At 59.2% G+C, this 15136-nt stretch carries 9 protein-coding genes and 1 pseudogene; 4 read left to right on the top strand and 6 right to left on the bottom strand.

Annotation, left to right across the window (positions count from 1 at the left end; genetic code table 11):
• Nucleotides 1–135: 135 nt before the first annotated feature.
• On the bottom strand, nucleotides 136–1575 hold the full coding sequence (hydA, locus tag HX818_RS27260) for a dihydropyrimidinase (RefSeq protein ID WP_003207833.1): 1440 nt from the start codon (nucleotides 1573–1575) through the stop codon (nucleotides 136–138).
• A 601-nt stretch (nucleotides 1576–2176) separates the two neighbouring features.
• Between hydA and HX818_RS27255 the strand changes: the two genes are divergently transcribed.
• Both HX818_RS27255 and HX818_RS27250 read left to right on the top strand, forming a co-directional pair.
• A complete protein-coding gene (locus HX818_RS27255) occupies nucleotides 2177–3664 on the top strand; it encodes an NCS1 family nucleobase:cation symporter-1 (RefSeq protein ID WP_102369544.1) in 1488 nt (495 codons plus the stop codon).
• 179 nt (nucleotides 3665–3843) lie between these two features.
• Entirely contained in the window at nucleotides 3844–5127 is a 1284-nt protein-coding gene (locus tag HX818_RS27250) for a Zn-dependent hydrolase (RefSeq protein ID WP_087693198.1), read from the top strand.
• Nucleotides 5128–5250: 123 nt separating this feature from the next.
• On the opposite strand, the gene HX818_RS27245 is transcribed toward HX818_RS27250, so the two are convergent.
• Together HX818_RS27245 and HX818_RS27240 are read right to left on the bottom strand one after the other, a co-directional pair.
• A complete protein-coding gene (locus HX818_RS27245) occupies nucleotides 5251–5499 on the bottom strand; it encodes a DUF6124 family protein (protein WP_177021061.1) in 249 nt (82 codons plus the stop codon).
• A gap of 844 nt (nucleotides 5500–6343) precedes the next feature.
• A pseudogene (locus HX818_RS27240) lies at nucleotides 6344–6705 on the bottom strand (RND transporter); the annotation flags it as partial.
• Nucleotides 6706–7002: 297 nt separating this feature from the next.
• On the opposite strand from HX818_RS27240, the gene HX818_RS27235 reads away from it, so the two are divergent.
• Together HX818_RS27235 and HX818_RS27230 are read left to right on the top strand one after the other, a co-directional pair.
• Nucleotides 7003–7932, top strand: coding sequence for a DMT family transporter (locus tag HX818_RS27235; protein WP_177021060.1), 930 nt, complete (start codon nucleotides 7003–7005; stop codon nucleotides 7930–7932).
• Nucleotides 7929–9176 (top strand): ATP-grasp domain-containing protein, encoded by a 1248-nt coding sequence (locus HX818_RS27230; protein ID WP_177021059.1) that lies wholly within the window; start codon nucleotides 7929–7931, stop codon nucleotides 9174–9176. Before HX818_RS27235 ends, HX818_RS27230 begins: the two co-directional genes overlap by 4 nt.
• A 51-nt stretch (nucleotides 9177–9227) precedes the next feature.
• Here the strand turns inward: HX818_RS27230 and HX818_RS27225 are convergent, their stop codons facing one another.
• The 3 genes from HX818_RS27225 to HX818_RS27215 are packed head-to-tail and all read right to left on the bottom strand — an operon-like array spanning nucleotide 9228 to nucleotide 15007.
• On the bottom strand, nucleotides 9228–10646 hold the full coding sequence (locus tag HX818_RS27225; protein WP_177021058.1) for an efflux transporter outer membrane subunit: 1419 nt from the start codon (nucleotides 10644–10646) through the stop codon (nucleotides 9228–9230).
• Nucleotides 10630–11796 (bottom strand): efflux RND transporter periplasmic adaptor subunit, encoded by a 1167-nt coding sequence (locus HX818_RS27220; RefSeq protein ID WP_177021057.1) that lies wholly within the window; start codon nucleotides 11794–11796, stop codon nucleotides 10630–10632. Before HX818_RS27220 ends, HX818_RS27225 begins: the two co-directional genes overlap by 17 nt.
• A complete protein-coding gene (locus HX818_RS27215; protein WP_087693205.1) occupies nucleotides 11786–15007 on the bottom strand; it encodes an efflux RND transporter permease subunit in 3222 nt (1073 codons plus the stop codon). Before HX818_RS27215 ends, HX818_RS27220 begins: the two co-directional genes overlap by 11 nt.
• Nucleotides 15008–15136: the final 129 nt, after the last annotated feature.

The following is a 15136-nucleotide window of genomic DNA, read 5'->3' as shown; positions in this document are numbered from 1 at the left end:
TGCCTCTGGTGGGCAGTGGTTTTTTTGTTGCCTGTACCGGCCTCTTCGCGAGCAAGCCCGCTCCCACATTCGACTGCATTTATCCTGTTGGAATGGGGGCGAATGTGGGATCGGGTTTGCTCGCGAATGGCGGCCTCAGCGTTTCACAGCAACCGGCCTGGAACGCTCCGCCCGCTTGCTCAACTGCTCAAACACCGGCGGATACGTCGGCCGTTCGATATACCGACCCGCACCCCGTTCGGCGCGCAAATCCCCATCCGCCCAGACCAGCTTGCCCTGGCTGATGGTATGGCTCGGCACGCCGCGCACGGTCTTGCCTTCAAAGATGTTGAAGTCGACTTTCTGGTGGTGAGTCTTCGCGGAAATGGTCCGTGTGCCTTGCGGGTCCCACAGCACCAGGTCAGCATCGGCCCCCACGCGGATCGCTCCTTTGCGTGGATACAGGTTGAAGATCTTCGCGGTGTTGGTAGACGTCAGCGCAACGAATTCCTGCATCGACAAGCGCCCAGTGTTCACGCCCTCATCCCACAACAGCGCCATGCGGTCTTCGATACCGGCAGTGCCATTGGGAATTTTGCTGAAGTCATCCCGCCCGGCGGCTTTTTGCTCGGCGCAGAAGCAGCAATGGTCGGTGGCGGTGGTGTGCAGGTTGCCCGATTGCAGGCCATGCCACAGTGCCTCCTGATGCCCGCGCGGGCGGAAGGGCGGGCTCATCACATAGCCGGCGGCGGTCTGCCAGTCGGGGTGTTGATACACGCTGTCGTCCAGCAGCAGATGCCCGGCCAATACTTCGCCGTACACCGGCTGGCCCTTGCTGCGGGCGTAGGTGATTTCATCCAGCGCTTCCTTGGTGGACACGTGCACTAGGTACAGCGGCGTGCCGATGGTTTCGGCAATCCGGATCGCCCGGCTGGCGGCTTCACCTTCCACCTGCGAAGGCCGCGACAACGGATGCGCTTCAGGCCCGGTAATGCCCTGGGCCATCAGCTTGCGTTGCAGGTGATACACCAGCTCGCCGTTTTCGGCATGCACCGTCGGTACCGCACCCAGTTCCAGGCAGCGTTCGAAGCTCGCCACCAAGGTGTCGTCGGCGGCCATGATCGCGTTCTTGTACGCCATGAAATGCTTGAAGCTGTTGATGCCGTGTTGGCTCACCAACTCGGCCATTTCCTCGCGGACCTGCTCGCTCCACCAGGTAATGGCGACGTGAAAGCCGTAGTCGGACGCCGACTTCTCGGCCCAGCCGCGCCACTGATGGAAGGCTTCCAGCAGGGATTGCTGCGGGTTGGGAATCACGAAGTCGATGATCGACGTGGTGCCGCCCGCCAACCCGGCGGCCGTGCCACTGAAAAAATCTTCACTGGCCACGGTGCCCATGAAGGGCAGCTGCATATGGGTATGGGGGTCGATGCCGCCGGGCATCAGGTATTGACCGCTGCCGTCGAGTATCTCGGTGCCGGCGGGAATATCCAGATCAGTGCCAATGGCGCGGATTAGACCGTCTGCGCATAAAACATCGGCTCGGTAACTTTCATCATGGGTAATAACGGTAGCGCCACGGATCAACAGCGACATGTCGAGTTCCTCACAGGCTTGACCGGCTTGTGCCAGTTCTAAGTGTTGTCATGCATCGCGCCGCTGGAAAATTAATTCCTGTCAGCGGTGACAGGAATAGAAACTAGCCCGAGTTTTTCGAATGAGCAAGAATATTTTCTATAAGCTTATGTCTGTAATAACTTATTGAATTTTAACGATAAAAAATCAAAATCACCAAAATGTAGCGGCCTCTCACCATTTTGACGCACTTGACAGGTTCCCAATATGAGCAACATTTCCTATTGCAAATCAGACGCTTGAGACATGCCTCTTGACGGGGCCGGTAAATAAAAATAATTGTGTTGCACCAGATTGAGTCCTGAGGGTTCGGACAACTTCTGCGTTAGTTGGCCTGAGTAACGCTGAAAGTAACGAGGGGCTCTTCGGTCGAGACAATAAAGCTGATAAACATCAGCAAGTTATATAAGCGGTGCGGGCAGGTTGACGGTTTACGGCACGGTTATTGAGTGCGGTGGCGGTTGGCCGGGTCCCGGATGTCATGTTGTCAACGAGGTACTCCGGCCATCCCGTGCACGTCACGGGGTGAGCAAAAATAATTCGAAAAAACCGTGGAGCGGCCATGCAACAGAACAGATCGCAAGTCATTGAGCGCAACGGCCTGTACGAACTCGACGCCGGCCCCGACGTCCTCGACAGCCCCCGCTACAACCACGACATGGCACCGACCAAGGTGCGCGAACGCACCTGGAACAAGTGGCACATCACCGCGCTGTGGATCGGCATGTCGGTGTGCGTGCCGACCTACACCCTGGGCGGCGTGCTCACCGCGTACTTCGGGTTGTCGGTGGGCGAGGCGCTGATGGCGATCCTGCTGGCCAATATCGTGGTGTTGATCCCACTGACCCTCAACGCCTTCCCCGGCACCAAGTACGGCATCCCGTTCCCGGTGTTGCTGCGCTCGTCCTTCGGTGTGCTTGGCTCCAACGTGCCGTGCCTGATTCGCGCCCTGGTGGCGTGCGGCTGGTTCGGCATCCAGACGATGTTTGGCGGGTTGGCGATTCACCTGTTCCTGGGCTCGGTTTTCGAGGGTTGGAAGTCCCTTGGTGGCACCGGTGAAGTGATCGGCTTCATGATCTTCTGGACCCTGAACCTGTGGGTGGTATTGCGTGGCGCCGAGTCGATCAAATGGCTGGAAACCCTGTCTGCTCCGCTGCTGGTAGCGGTGGGAATCGGGCTGCTGGTGTGGGCGCTGCCGAATGTCTCGCTGACCGAGTTGATGGCGATCCCGCCCAAGCGTCCCGAAGGCGCGAGCCTCACCGGCTACTTCATGGCAGGCCTGACGGCGATGGTGGGTTTCTGGGCCACCTTGTCATTGAACATCCCCGACTTCAGCCGCTACGCCAAGAGCCAGAAAGACCAGATCCTCGGGCAGATTTTCGGCCTGCCGCTGACCATGTTCCTGTTCGCCGCCCTCGGCGTGATCATGACCGCCGCCTCGGTAAAACTGGTGGGCGTCAGCGTCTCCGATCCGGTGACCCTGATCGGCCATATCCAGAGCCCGGTGTGGGTAGCCGTGGCCATGGCGCTGATCATCATCGCCACCTTGTCCACCAACACCGCAGCGAACATCGTCTCACCCACCAACGACTTCCAGAACATCGCGCCCAAGCTGATCAACCGCACCACGGCGGTGGTGCTCACCGGCCTGGTGGGCCTGGCGTTGATGGCCCATGAGCTGCTGAAAAAGCTCGGGCTGATCATCTCCGACGTGAGCCTGGAAACCGTCTATTCCAACTGGTTGCTGGGTTACTCAAGCCTCTTGGGGCCGATCGCCGGGATCATGGTGGTGGACTATTTCATCATCAAGAAACAGCAACTGGACCTCGCCGGTTTGTATCGCGATGACGTGTACCCGGCGTGGAACTGGCATGGCTTCCTGGCGTTTGGCGTGCCGGTGGTGCTGACGTTGCTGTCCCTGGGCAGCGATGCGTTCAGCTGGTTCTACAGCTATGGCTGGTTCACCGGCTCGGCGCTCGGTGGCCTGTTGTATTACGCCCTCTGCATGAAACGCGGGGCTCGTGTGGTTGCGGTGAAAACACCGCTTTAATCGATGTGGAATGCAATCAAATGTGGGAGCGGGCTTGCTCGCGAATACGGTGTGCCAGTCGCCAGATGTGTTAGCTGAATCACCGCCTTCGCGAGCAAGCCCGCTCCCACATTTTTGATCGCAGTCCTCCAGTGAGAGTCTGGTCAAATTCATAAGAACTACTGCCTGAGGAGATCCCCATGAACGCTGCCATAGATGTTCTGCAATCCACCCATCAGCACATCAACCGCGATCGTCTGTGGCTGTCCCTGATGGAACTCGCCAAGCTCGGCGCCACCCCCAAGGGCGGCGTCTGCCGCCTGGCCCTGACCGACCTCGATCGCCAGGCCCGCGACCTGTTTGTGAAGTGGTGCGAGGAAGCGGGCTGTACCGTGACCATCGATGGCGTCGGCAATATCTTCGCCCGCCGGCCCGGGCGCAATCCCCAGTTGCCGCCGGTGATGACCGGCAGCCATATCGACACCCAGCCCACCGGCGGCAAGTTTGATGGCTGTTTTGGTGTGCTGGCGGGCGTTGAGGTATTGCGCACCCTCAATGACCTGAAGGTGGAAACCGAAGCGCCGCTGGAAGTGGTGGTGTGGACCAACGAAGAAGGCTCGCGCTTTCCTCCATGCATGATGGGCTCCGGGGTGTTTGCCGAGAAATTCACCCTGGCCGACACGCTGGCCAAGACGGATGCCGACGGCGTGACCGTGGGCGATGCGCTGAATGCCATTGGGTATGCCGGATCACGCCCGGTGAGCGGGCACAAGGTGGGCGCATATTTCGAAGCACATATCGAGCAAGGTCCGATTCTTGAGGATGAAAAGAAAACCATCGGTGTGGTGCTGGGCGCCCTTGGCCAGAAATGGTTCGACCTGAAACTGCGGGGTGTCGAGGCGCATGCCGGGCCGACCCCGATGCACCTGCGCAAGGATGCCCTGGTCGGTGCCGCGGCCGTGGTGGCTGCAGTTAACGCGGCGGCGTTGGGTCATCAGCCTCACGCCTGCGGCACCGTCGGTTGCCTGCAAGCGTATCCGGGCTCACGCAACGTCATTCCTGGCGAAGTGCGCATGACCTTGGACTTCCGCCATCTGGAACCGGCGCGGTTGGATTCGATGATTGCCCAGGTGCGCAAAGTGATTGACGAAACCTGCGCCAAGCACGGCCTCACGTTCGAGATGACACCCACCGCTGACTTCCCGCCGCTATACTTCGACAAAGGCTGCGTGGATGCCGTGCGTGATGCGGCCAATGGGTTGGGGTTGTCCAACATGGATATCGTGAGCGGGGCAGGGCACGACGCGATCTTCGTCGCGGAACTGGGGCCGGCGGGGATGATCTTTGTGCCGTGTGAAGGTGGCATCAGCCATAACGAAATCGAGAACGCGGCGCCGGATGATTTGGCGGCGGGGTGTGCGGTGTTGCTGAGGGCGATGGTGGCAGCTTCGGTGGCAATCGCCAGCGGCAAACTGGCTGCCTGAGTCGACAGGCTTCACTCCTCTCAAATGTGGGAGCCGGGCTTGCCCGCGATAGCGGTGTTTCAGACACAGTTGCAGTGCCTGACACTCCGCTATCGCAGGCAAGCCAGCTCCCACATTTATGGGTCAGCTCACGGCTACCCTCGCATCCACCACCCGATCTACAAGCAACTGCACACCCTCCAGCATCCGACACATCCCCAGCATCACGCTGCGCTGTGAACCATCAACCTCAAAGGCCAAGTGCGCGGCGATGGCATTGATGGATTCCAGATCCTGAGAGGCATTAAGCAGCAGGGTTTCGGTATCGAGACCAGGGCGGAGGGTGAAGAGCAGGTTTGAATCGGAAGGAGGATTTGGACTGTCTTTGATCATGATGCAGTTCCTGGAGAGTTAGAGACTACCACCAGGTTTTTCTCACGAACGAAGGTGGCAGCTGTACGCGGAGTGAGAAAACCAAGACCCCAGGAGCTTGGCCACGCCGAAGCGTGCCCGCGCACAGCCGCCATAACAGCGAGCACAGAAAAAGCGCCTGCACTGTATACGGCGGGCGCTTTTGCGCCAATGGAGTCGTTCGGATTTCTCACGTCCGGTCGCTGAATTGGCAGCGACTGGCGAAGACTAGTGGTGCCCGTTCCGACCAGCAACCCGAAAGAAGCGTAGGAAATATGTCGCTTCGAGGATGGGTTGTAAGGCATGTCCTGCTCCTTTGTACGAAGTCTCCTTTGTTCATCGGCCTCTCATCATCTCAGCTATTGATATTACGTTTACCGCGCCTTGGAGGACGACAGTGAAGTATTGGCTGCATTGAGGGATGCCAGTCCATTTCTAATTACGCGTGACGCATCGGCAAAAGTTGATGTTCAGGGCCGTACGATCAATGTGTCGGTGGTGGGGGATGTATCCGACTATCACAGCAGTTCGCTGTATCGACATGCCGATGGCAGCGATTACACAGCGGTGAGTGTTTTTCTGAATAGTCGGCCGGAAGATTGAAATTGGCGGTGGGTCAGTCTAGAGATGTTTGACGTGACCCACGTCGGTGGCGATTGCCAGCGGCAAACCGGCCGCCTGAGTCGACAGGCTTCACTCCTCTCAAATGTGGGAGCCGGGCTTGCCCGCGATAGCGGTGTTTCAGACACAGTTGCAGTGTCTGACACTCCGCTATCGCAGGCAAGCCAGCTCCCACATTTGATCCAGGGTGGGCTCGAGATTTGTATCAGGCGTCGGGCTTCCAGCCTCCGCCCAGCGCCGTCACCAAACCCACACTCGCCTGCAATTGCCGCGTCTGCACCGCTTGCAATGTGCGCTGCGCCTGCAACGCCGCCGTCTGCGCCGTCACCACATCCAGATAACTCAGAGCCCCGCCAGATAACTGTTCATCCAGCGCTTTCTGCTGCAAATCCGGCAGTTGCCCCTAGTTATCTTCCACCTCGCGCACGGCGCGTAAAACCTGGCTGCGGTAGTGGGCCGAGGCCTCTTCAAATTCGGCCTTGGCTTGGCACTCAGGCGCCCGCCGTCGAAGATCGGCAGGTTTACCAAGGGCCCCAGAGCCCAGTGGGTACTGGTAACTGCAGATAATGGGTTAAATAGTATGAAGGTCACATCCGAGCAGCTTGTGTGAAAGTTCCCTTTTTCATTTTTCCGTTATCGGTGCTACCTGAAGGTGTTAGTTTTTTTGCAAGCACCTAACCGTTTTGCTAGCTATTTACTTTTGCAATGTTTTGATAGGGTTAAATGCATCGGAATAAATTTTTGGATTGAAGGAGGAGTAATGAAGCTAGGTGATATAGAAGATACGTTACTTCTTAAAGCATGGCATCGATACGATGAAACAATTCGAAGCCCGTCAAGGTTGCACACCATCTGGTGATTTAAATGAGTAGCTTGATGCGGCGCGGAATGGTGCTTGGGCTGATTTTTTGCTTTATCAGTGCTGCATTTGACGTGTATGTGGCTTTTGTTACCCAAATGATAAATCCCTTGGTAGTCATTTTTTACTGCTTCAGTTTTTCAGGAGCCTTTTTTCTAAGTTTTACGCTCTTGCGAAGTAACAAAAAACTTATCTTAAAACTGTGCGAAAACATATTGTTAGTTTTTTTAGTCAATGTTGCAGTTCTATTGAACTGGGGCGGCCTATTCTACGCACTCCGTTATCTGGAACCTGCCGTTGTCGGCGTGGCCTCAGTGGCATGCGGGCCGGCGCTAACGCTCATCCTCTCTGCTCTTGATAACAACAGGGTTAAAACCGCGTTGGCGGATACATTGATTTCCTGGCTGGTACTGATTTCCGTGGGAATCATGTTGTTCAAGTCATTCATGGGTGACAGTGGTGTGTCTTCCACCACTACCGGGCAGCGAATGCTTGGCATCGTCAGCGTTCTGGTGTGCGCGTTGGGCACCGTGATGTATACGATCGTCTCGAAAAAGCTATTCGCTCGACAGTGGGCTGTTTATGAAATTCTGGCGGTCCGAAATGTGGTGACGATCATTGCCTGTGTCGTCTTGATTCCCGCGACGGGTGTCGGTTTTGCCTTGGGCCCTGAGCTGTTCTGGCCGATGCTGACGTTAGTGGTGATTGGCCATTTGCTGCCGATTTATCTGATTCAAAAAACCATTCATTATCTCAGTGCTATCCATGTATCGCTGTTACTGCTGACACTGCCGGTGTTTGTCCTGCTGCTTCAATATCTCGACACACGAGTGGAGTTTTCGGCAGCCAGTGTCACGGCGGTTGGCGTCATTATTTTTTTACTCTCTGGACGAGCAATCGCAAGTCTGTATCTCGAAAGGCGGGGATTGAGATGAGCAGAGTCGTGATAGTCGATGGTTTTTCATCCGGTAAGTTTGTCGCGAAAGCGTTGCGTGAGCGAGGCTGTACGTTGATCCATGTGGCGTCGTCCGCGACGCTCGATGATTATTACTACATGGGTTTCGATGCCTCGATTTATGAATGTCTGATCGTCAATAAGCAGTTGGAAGCGACGGTCGAACGCGTTGCGACGTTCGATCCCCAGTACATCATCGCTGGGGCTGAAACCGGTGTGTTGTTGTCTGATTGGCTCAACGAGCAGCTCAATCTTCCTTATCGCAACCAATTCAACCGAACTCAGGCGCGCAGGAACAAGTTTGAAATGATCCGTTGTGTCGCCGACGCTGGGCTGCCAGCCGCGCAACAGGCTATCGTTGAGTCATGGAATGCGGCCAAGGCCTGGATCCTGGGGCATGGCAGGTTTCCCGTGGTGCTGAAACCTCTGGATAGTGCAGGCGCGGATGGGGTTTATATTTGCGATGATTTGCAAGATTGTGAGGTCGCCTTCGGAAAGGTTTTGGGAACGACCAATCGACTCAATATTAGGAACGCTCAGGTCCTGATCCAGGAATATTTAGTTGGTGTGGAATATGTTGTGAATATGGTCTCCCTGGGCGCGAGGCAGATGGTCACTGAAGTGGTGAGATACCGAAAGGAGCGGCTGGACAGCGGTAGCGTCATTTACGACGTTGATGAACTGGTCAGCCCTGCCGAGCCTGAGTGTGAGCTGCTGGTCGACTACACCCGCAAGGTCGTCAGAAGCCTGGGCATTGAAAATGGCCCTAGCCACGCGGAGGTTATGCTGACCGAAAAAGGTCCCAGACTTGTGGAGATCGCAGCGCGCACCGACGGAATTCTTCGTCCTGAAGTATCCGAACAGACGACAGGACTGGGGCAGATTCGCGCCACGGTTATGTCCATCGTTGAGCCGGAACAATTTGAGCGCTTGCTTGACGCCCAGGTAGGTTATGAATTGTTGCTGCACAGCTATAACGTCTGCCTAATCAATCGTTCGCCGGGTTGTTTCACCAAAGAGCTGTTTTTAAGCGAGCTTCTGAAGCTCGAGTCCTATTTTTATTCGGTGTTCTACGTTGGCAGCGGGCAGCCGATTGGCATGACCAAAGACGTATTCAGCCAACCGGGTACCATTTATTTGGTGCATGCCGACAACGCGGTCATCAAGGCGGATTATTTGAAGCTTCGAGCACTCGAGGCTGTGGGAGCCTACTTGGCGCCCTGACGTCCGGATCAACAAAACTCCCGTATGTGATCCCGGTTGTAGGAAGCAACCTCACGCCCCAGGCAACCAGCCGCCGCCCAGCGCCGTCACCAAACCCACACTCGCCTGCAATTGCCGCGTCTGCACCGCCTGCAACGTGCGCTGCGCCTGCAACGCCGCCGTCTGCGCCGTCACCACATCCAGGTAACTCACAGCCCCCGCCTGATAACTGTTCATCGCCAGTGCCTGTGTGTGCTCGGCGGCATTCGCGGCGGCTTGTTCGTCCATCGCCTCCTGCTGCAAGTCGCGCAGTTGCCCAAGGTTGTCTTCCACCTCACGCACGGCTCTTAACACCTGGCTGCGATAGTGCGCCGAAGCCTCTTCAAACTCTGCCTTGGCCTGGCGCTCATTGGCGCTCAGCCGACCGCCATCAAAGATCGGCAGATTCACCAGCGGCCCCAGCGCCCAATACCGATTGGCGGCGGAGAACAAGTTGCCCACACCTTGGGTCTGCCCGCCAATCAAGCCGGTCAAACTGAAATCCGGGTACCACGCCGCCTTGGCCACGCCGATATTCGCGTTGGCCGCAAACACCCGTCGCTCGGCTGCCGCGATATCCGGCCGGCGTTGCAGCAGGTGGCTCGGCAGTTGTTGCGGAATCCCCGGCAGCGCGATCAATTGCTGGCTCGGCGGCAGCTGGAATTCACTGGCGGATACGCCCACCAATTCACCAATCGCATGCTCGGTGAGATTGCGTTGACCGCGCACATCGTCAAGCTGCGCCTGTGCTTCAGCCAGCTGATTCTGCGCCCGGGTCAGGTCGAGCTCCGAGGCGATCTGCCCCTCGTACCGGCTGCGGGTCAGTTTCAGCGCCTGGCCAAAATCATCCAGCGAACTGCTGAGAATCCGGCTCTGGGCATCCAGCCCGTTGAGCTGCACGTACAGCGTCGCCAACTGATGCTGCAGGCTCAGGCGTGCCACCGCCAAGTCATCCCCGGAGGCTTGGGCCTGTGCATCGCCAGCCGCCACCTGGTTGCGGATTTTGCCCCACAGATCCAGATCGAAGCTCAGCGCAAACCCCGCCGTGTTGCTGTTGTACACCGAAGGCTGGGTATCACCCCGCAGTGGCCGATTGTCCGATTGCCGCTGGCGCAACGGTTGCGCGCTGGCGGTTATTTGCGGGAACAGCCCGGCATGCAGTTGGCTGGCATACGCTTGTGACGCATCGAAATGCGCCAACGCTGCGGCCAGGTCCGGGTTGGCCTTGAGCAGTTGTTCCTGCAGGTCGTTCAGGCGCGGGTCCTGATACAGCTGCCACCACTTCGGCGCCAGTTGGTCGGACGGTTGTGCGCTGTGCCACGGACCGTCGCTGGTCTGTTCGCGGTACTTGGCGGGCAGGTCGATGGTCGGCGCCTTGTAGGTGGGCGCCAGCGAGCAACCGTGCAGTGCCACCAATACCAGGGCCGCGAGGGGTTTAAGCCTTGGGCGCATGGGCACCTCCGGCATCGGCCATTTGCACGGCGTCGCCCTCGCGCAGTGCGTCGGGTGGGTTGTCGACTACGCGGTCAGTGGGTTTCAGGCCCTGGTCAATCACCAGGCGCTCGCCGAGGTCGAGGCCGATGTGGATGTCTTGCAGGTGCACGTGGTTCTTGGCGTCCAGTACTGCGACCTGGGTACCTTCGGCGCGGAAGATCAGGGCGCTGGCCGGGATGCTCACGCCATGGGTATCCGCCGGAATCGCCAGGGTGGCTTCGGCGTAGTCGCCGGGCAGCAACTTGCCGTCCGGGTTGTCGGCCACGAACTGTGCGAGCAGGGTGCCGGAGCGGCGGTCGATGGCGGTGGAGTCGCCCATCAGCTTCGCGCTGAAGTGTTCGCCGGGGTGCTCGGGTACCGTCAGTTGGGCGGCCAGCCCGGGATGAATCACCGCGGCGTAGTTCTGCGGCACCGGCACGTAGAGGCGCAGTTGGTGGGTGTCGGCGATGTCGAACAGTTCCGGATCGCTGTCGCTGTCAGCCTTGATCAACTGGCCGATGTCGGTGTTGCGCGCGGTGATCACACCGGCGAATGGCGCGCGAATGGTCTTGTAGTCTTCCAGCGCCGAGAGCCGCGCATAGTCAGCCTCGGCGGCCTGGGCGTTGGCCTTGGCGGCCAGGGCATTCGAGGTTTTTTCATCGGCCTCCTGGCGCGATACCGAATGGCTGTCCAGCAGGTTTTTCCAGCGGGTGGCGGTGGTTTGCGCCAGGCGTGCGTTGGCCTGTTCCTGGACCATGCGCGCGTGGGTTTGCGCCACTTGCTGGTCGAGGTCGGGGCTGTCGATCTCGGCGAGAATCTGCCCGGCCTTGACCTGGCTGCCGATGTCGACTTTCCAGTCTTTCAGGTAACCGCTGACCCGCGCATGAATCGGTGCCTTGCTCCAGGCTTCCAGATGCGCGGGCAGGCGCAGGGTGTCGCCGGCCGCGTTCTGTTTGGGCTGGAACACCAGCACCTGCGGCACGGCGGCGGTTTCGGTCCAGGCGGTGACGGATTTTTCATGCATCGTACGGGCGTGCAGGCCGTTGGCGACCAACAGGGCGGCCAGTGTCAGGCCGCCGACACCCATGAGCATCAGACGCTTGCGCGAGGGTTTGTGATCAGACGACATGTGAAGTTTCTCCAGCAGCAGCGCGAGTAGGGTGACGACCGTGGACCAGGCTGAAGACCACGGGTACAAACAGCAAAGTGGCAGTGGTGGCGAGGATCAGGCCGCCGATCACGGCACGTCCCAGCGGCGCGTTTTGTTCTTCGGACAAGGCCAGCGGCAACATGCCGATGATCATCGCCAGGGCGGTCATGCAGACCGGGCGGAAACGGGTGTAGCCGGCTTCCAGTGCGGCCTTGAGTGCATCGCCATGTTCGGCCAGGCGCTCTCGGCAGAAGCTCACCACCAGGATCGAGTTGGCGGTGGCCACGCCCATACAGAGGATGGCCCCCGTGAGTGCGGGCACCGACAATGACGTGCCGCTGAGGAACAGCATCCACACGATCCCCGCCAGCGCTGCCGGCAGTGCGGTGATGATCACGAACGGGTCGGTCCAGGACTGGAAGTTGACCACGATCAGCAGGTAGATCAGCACCACCGCACCGAGCAGGCCGAAGCTCAAGCCGTTGAACGCTTCATGCAGCGCATCGATCTGCCCGTGCAGGCTGATGGTCGCGCCTTTGGGGCGCATCGGGGCCATGTCGTTCAGCACTTTTTGCACATCGCTGGCGACGCCGCCGAGGTCGCGGCCTTGCACGTTGGCGTACAGGTCCAGGGTCGGCTCGATGTTGTAGTGGGTCACCACCGCCGGGCTTTGTACCCGCGAGATGGTCGCCACGCCGCCGAGGATCTGCGACTGACCATCGGCACCGGTTACCGGCAACGCTTCCAGGGACGGCAGGCTGTCGAGGCGGTATTGCGGGGTGGCTGCCACGATCGAATACGACACGCCGTTGGCCGGGTTGAGCCAGAACGTTGGCGCGGTTTGCGAGCTGCCGGCCAGGGACGCAACCATGCTGTTGGTTACGTCACGCTCGGTGATGCCCAGGCCGTTGGCACGCATGCGGTCCACGTTGACTTGCAGTGACGGGTAGCCGGTGGACTGCTGGATTCGCAGGTCGGCAATGCCCGGTATGTGTTTCAGGCGACGTTCCAGTTCGATGGCGTAGGCGCGGTTTTCTTCATCGCTGCGCCCGGAGATTTTCACGTCGAGCGGGGCCGGCGAACCGAAGTTGAGGATCTGGCTGCTGATGTCTGCCGGGAGGAATGCGAACTGGCTGCCGGGGAAGCTTTCGGGCAACGCTTCACGCAGTTTTTTCACGTAGTCGGCGGTGGGCGCATGGTCCTTTTTCAGGGTGACCTGGATATCGCCGTCCTGTGGGCCGATGGTGCCACTGCTGCTGTAGGCCATGTCGATGCCGCTCAGCGGGATGCCGATGTTGTCGACGATGGTGTCCAGTTCGTCGGCCGGAACGATCTCGCGAATCCGCGCTTCGATCCGGTCAAAGGCCGCCGCGCTCTCTTCGATGCGTGTGCCCAGCGGCAAGCGCACGTGCAGGGCCATGGCCCCGGCGTCGGTGGCCGGGAAGAAGTCCTGGCCCAGGCTTGGCAGCAGCAGGAACGAGGCGAGGATGCACGCCAGGAAGCCGATGATGAAGCGCTTGCGGGCGCCGAGGGCCAGGGTCAGCAGGCCGTGATAAACGTCCCGCACGTTGGAGAAGTGACGCTCAAAACCCTGCTGGAAATTCAGCACCGATTGCAGCACCGCGTTGCGCTGCGGTTTGTGCTGGTCGCCCTCGTGATGGTTGATGAATTCATCTTCCGGGTGATGACCTTCACCTTGCTCCGGCACGTGCGGCTTGAGCAGGAACATCGCCAGGGTCGGCACCAGGGTCCGCGACAGAATGAACGAGCTGGCCATGGCGAAAATCACCGCCAATGCCATCGGGCGGAACAGGTAGCCGGCGATGCCTTGCAGCATGAACATCGGCACAAACACGATGCAGATACACAGCAGGGACACGAACGCCGGGCCGACGATTTGCTTGGCGCCGTCGAGGATCGCGTCCTTCACCGCCTTGCCTTGTTCCAGGTGCCAGTTGATGTTCTCGATGGTCACTGTGGCGTCGTCCACCAGGATCCCCACCGCCAACGCCAGCCCGCCGAGGGTCATGACGTTGAGGGTTTGCCCGGTGGCCGCCAGCAGGGCGATGGCCGACAGTACCGCGAGGGGAATCGACGCGGCGATGATGATGGTCGAGCGCCAGCTGCCGAGGAACAGCAGGATCATCGCACTGGTCAGCAAGGCGGCGATGATGCCTTCCTGGGCCACGCTGCCCACCGACTGTTTGACGAACACCGAGGCGTCGCCGAGCAGCGAGGTCTTCAGCGACGGCGGCAGGGTTTCATTGATGCGCGGCAGCATCTGGCGGATGCCGTCGATGATCGACAGGGTGGAGATGCTGCCGTTTTTCAGGGCCGGCATCAGCACCGCACGGTGGCCGTCGACGCGCACGATGTTGGTCTGCGGCGGCGAGCCGTCACGCACGTGGGCCACCTGGCCGATGGTGATGATCGCACCGTCGACTGTCTTGATCGGCAAGTCGTTGAGCTCATCAATCGCCTTCGGGCTGTTGTTGAGCAAAATCGTGTATTCGTTGGGGCCGAGTTTGGCGGTACCCACCGGGATAATCTGGTTCTGCAGGGCCAGGGCGTTGCCTACGTCCTGCGCCGAGAGACCTTTGGCGGCCAGCGCCTGTGGGTCGAGGTCGAGGGTGATCTGGCGTTGCTTGCCGCCCATTGGCGTGGGCATGGCCAGGCCGGGCAGGGCGCTCAGGGGCAAGCGGATGTTGTTCTGCACCAGGTCGCGGATCTTCGCTTCCGACAAGCTGGGGCTGGAGAACGCCATCTGCAGAATCGGCACCGTAGAGGCGCTGTAGTTGAGGATCAGCGGCGGCGTAATGCCCGGTGGCATCTGCTTGAGCACGGTTTGTGACACCGCTGTTACCTGGGCGTTGGCGGTGCGGATATCCACGCCGGGCTGGAAGAAAATCTTCACGATGCCCATGCCGGGTAACGACTGCGATTCAATGTGCTCGATGTCGTTGACGGTGGTACTCAGCGAGCGTTCGTAGGTGTAGATCACGCGACCGGCCATGGCGTCCGGAGACAGGCCGTTGTACTGCCAAACCACCGCAACGACGGGGATGCCAATATCGGGAAATACGTCAGTGGGGGTACGCAAGGCCGCCATGGGCCCGATGATGCAGATGAAAATTGCCAGCACGATAAACGTGTAGGGCTTGAGCAGTGCGGTCTTTACCAGCCCGAGCATGCCGTAACCTCCAAAGGAGTTGGATTGCAAACGCTCGCAGTCTTGACGGACCCACCTAACACGCACCTTTCAGCCAGGTGAAGGAAGATTTAGTTAACGGCTGAAGATCCTTTCATATGTATTCATTTG

Origin of the sequence: Pseudomonas sp. F9001 (genome assembly GCF_013385435.1) — a bacterium.
Lineage (GTDB): Bacteria > Pseudomonadota > Gammaproteobacteria > Pseudomonadales > Pseudomonadaceae > Aquipseudomonas.
Note: the sequence above shows the minus strand (reverse complement) of the source record. Positions and strands in the feature narration are given on the sequence as shown.

Excerpts from the sequence above, each read along its gene's own strand:
- hydA (WP_003207833.1), bottom strand. The coding sequence starts at position 1,575 with ATGTCGCTGTTGATCCGTGGCGCTACCGTTATTACCCATGATGAAAGT.
- HX818_RS27255 (WP_102369544.1), top strand. The coding sequence starts at position 2,177 with ATGCAACAGAACAGATCGCAAGTCATTGAGCGCAACGGCCTGTACGAA.
- HX818_RS27250 (WP_087693198.1), top strand. The coding sequence starts at position 3,844 with ATGAACGCTGCCATAGATGTTCTGCAATCCACCCATCAGCACATCAAC.
- HX818_RS27245 (WP_177021061.1), bottom strand. The coding sequence starts at position 5,499 with ATGATCAAAGACAGTCCAAATCCTCCTTCCGATTCAAACCTGCTCTTC.
- HX818_RS27235 (WP_177021060.1), top strand. The coding sequence starts at position 7,003 with ATGAGTAGCTTGATGCGGCGCGGAATGGTGCTTGGGCTGATTTTTTGC.
- HX818_RS27230 (WP_177021059.1), top strand. The coding sequence starts at position 7,929 with ATGAGCAGAGTCGTGATAGTCGATGGTTTTTCATCCGGTAAGTTTGTC.
- HX818_RS27225 (WP_177021058.1), bottom strand. The coding sequence starts at position 10,646 with ATGCGCCCAAGGCTTAAACCCCTCGCGGCCCTGGTATTGGTGGCACTG.
- HX818_RS27220 (WP_177021057.1), bottom strand. The coding sequence starts at position 11,796 with ATGTCGTCTGATCACAAACCCTCGCGCAAGCGTCTGATGCTCATGGGT.
- HX818_RS27215 (WP_087693205.1), bottom strand. The coding sequence starts at position 15,007 with ATGCTCGGGCTGGTAAAGACCGCACTGCTCAAGCCCTACACGTTTATC.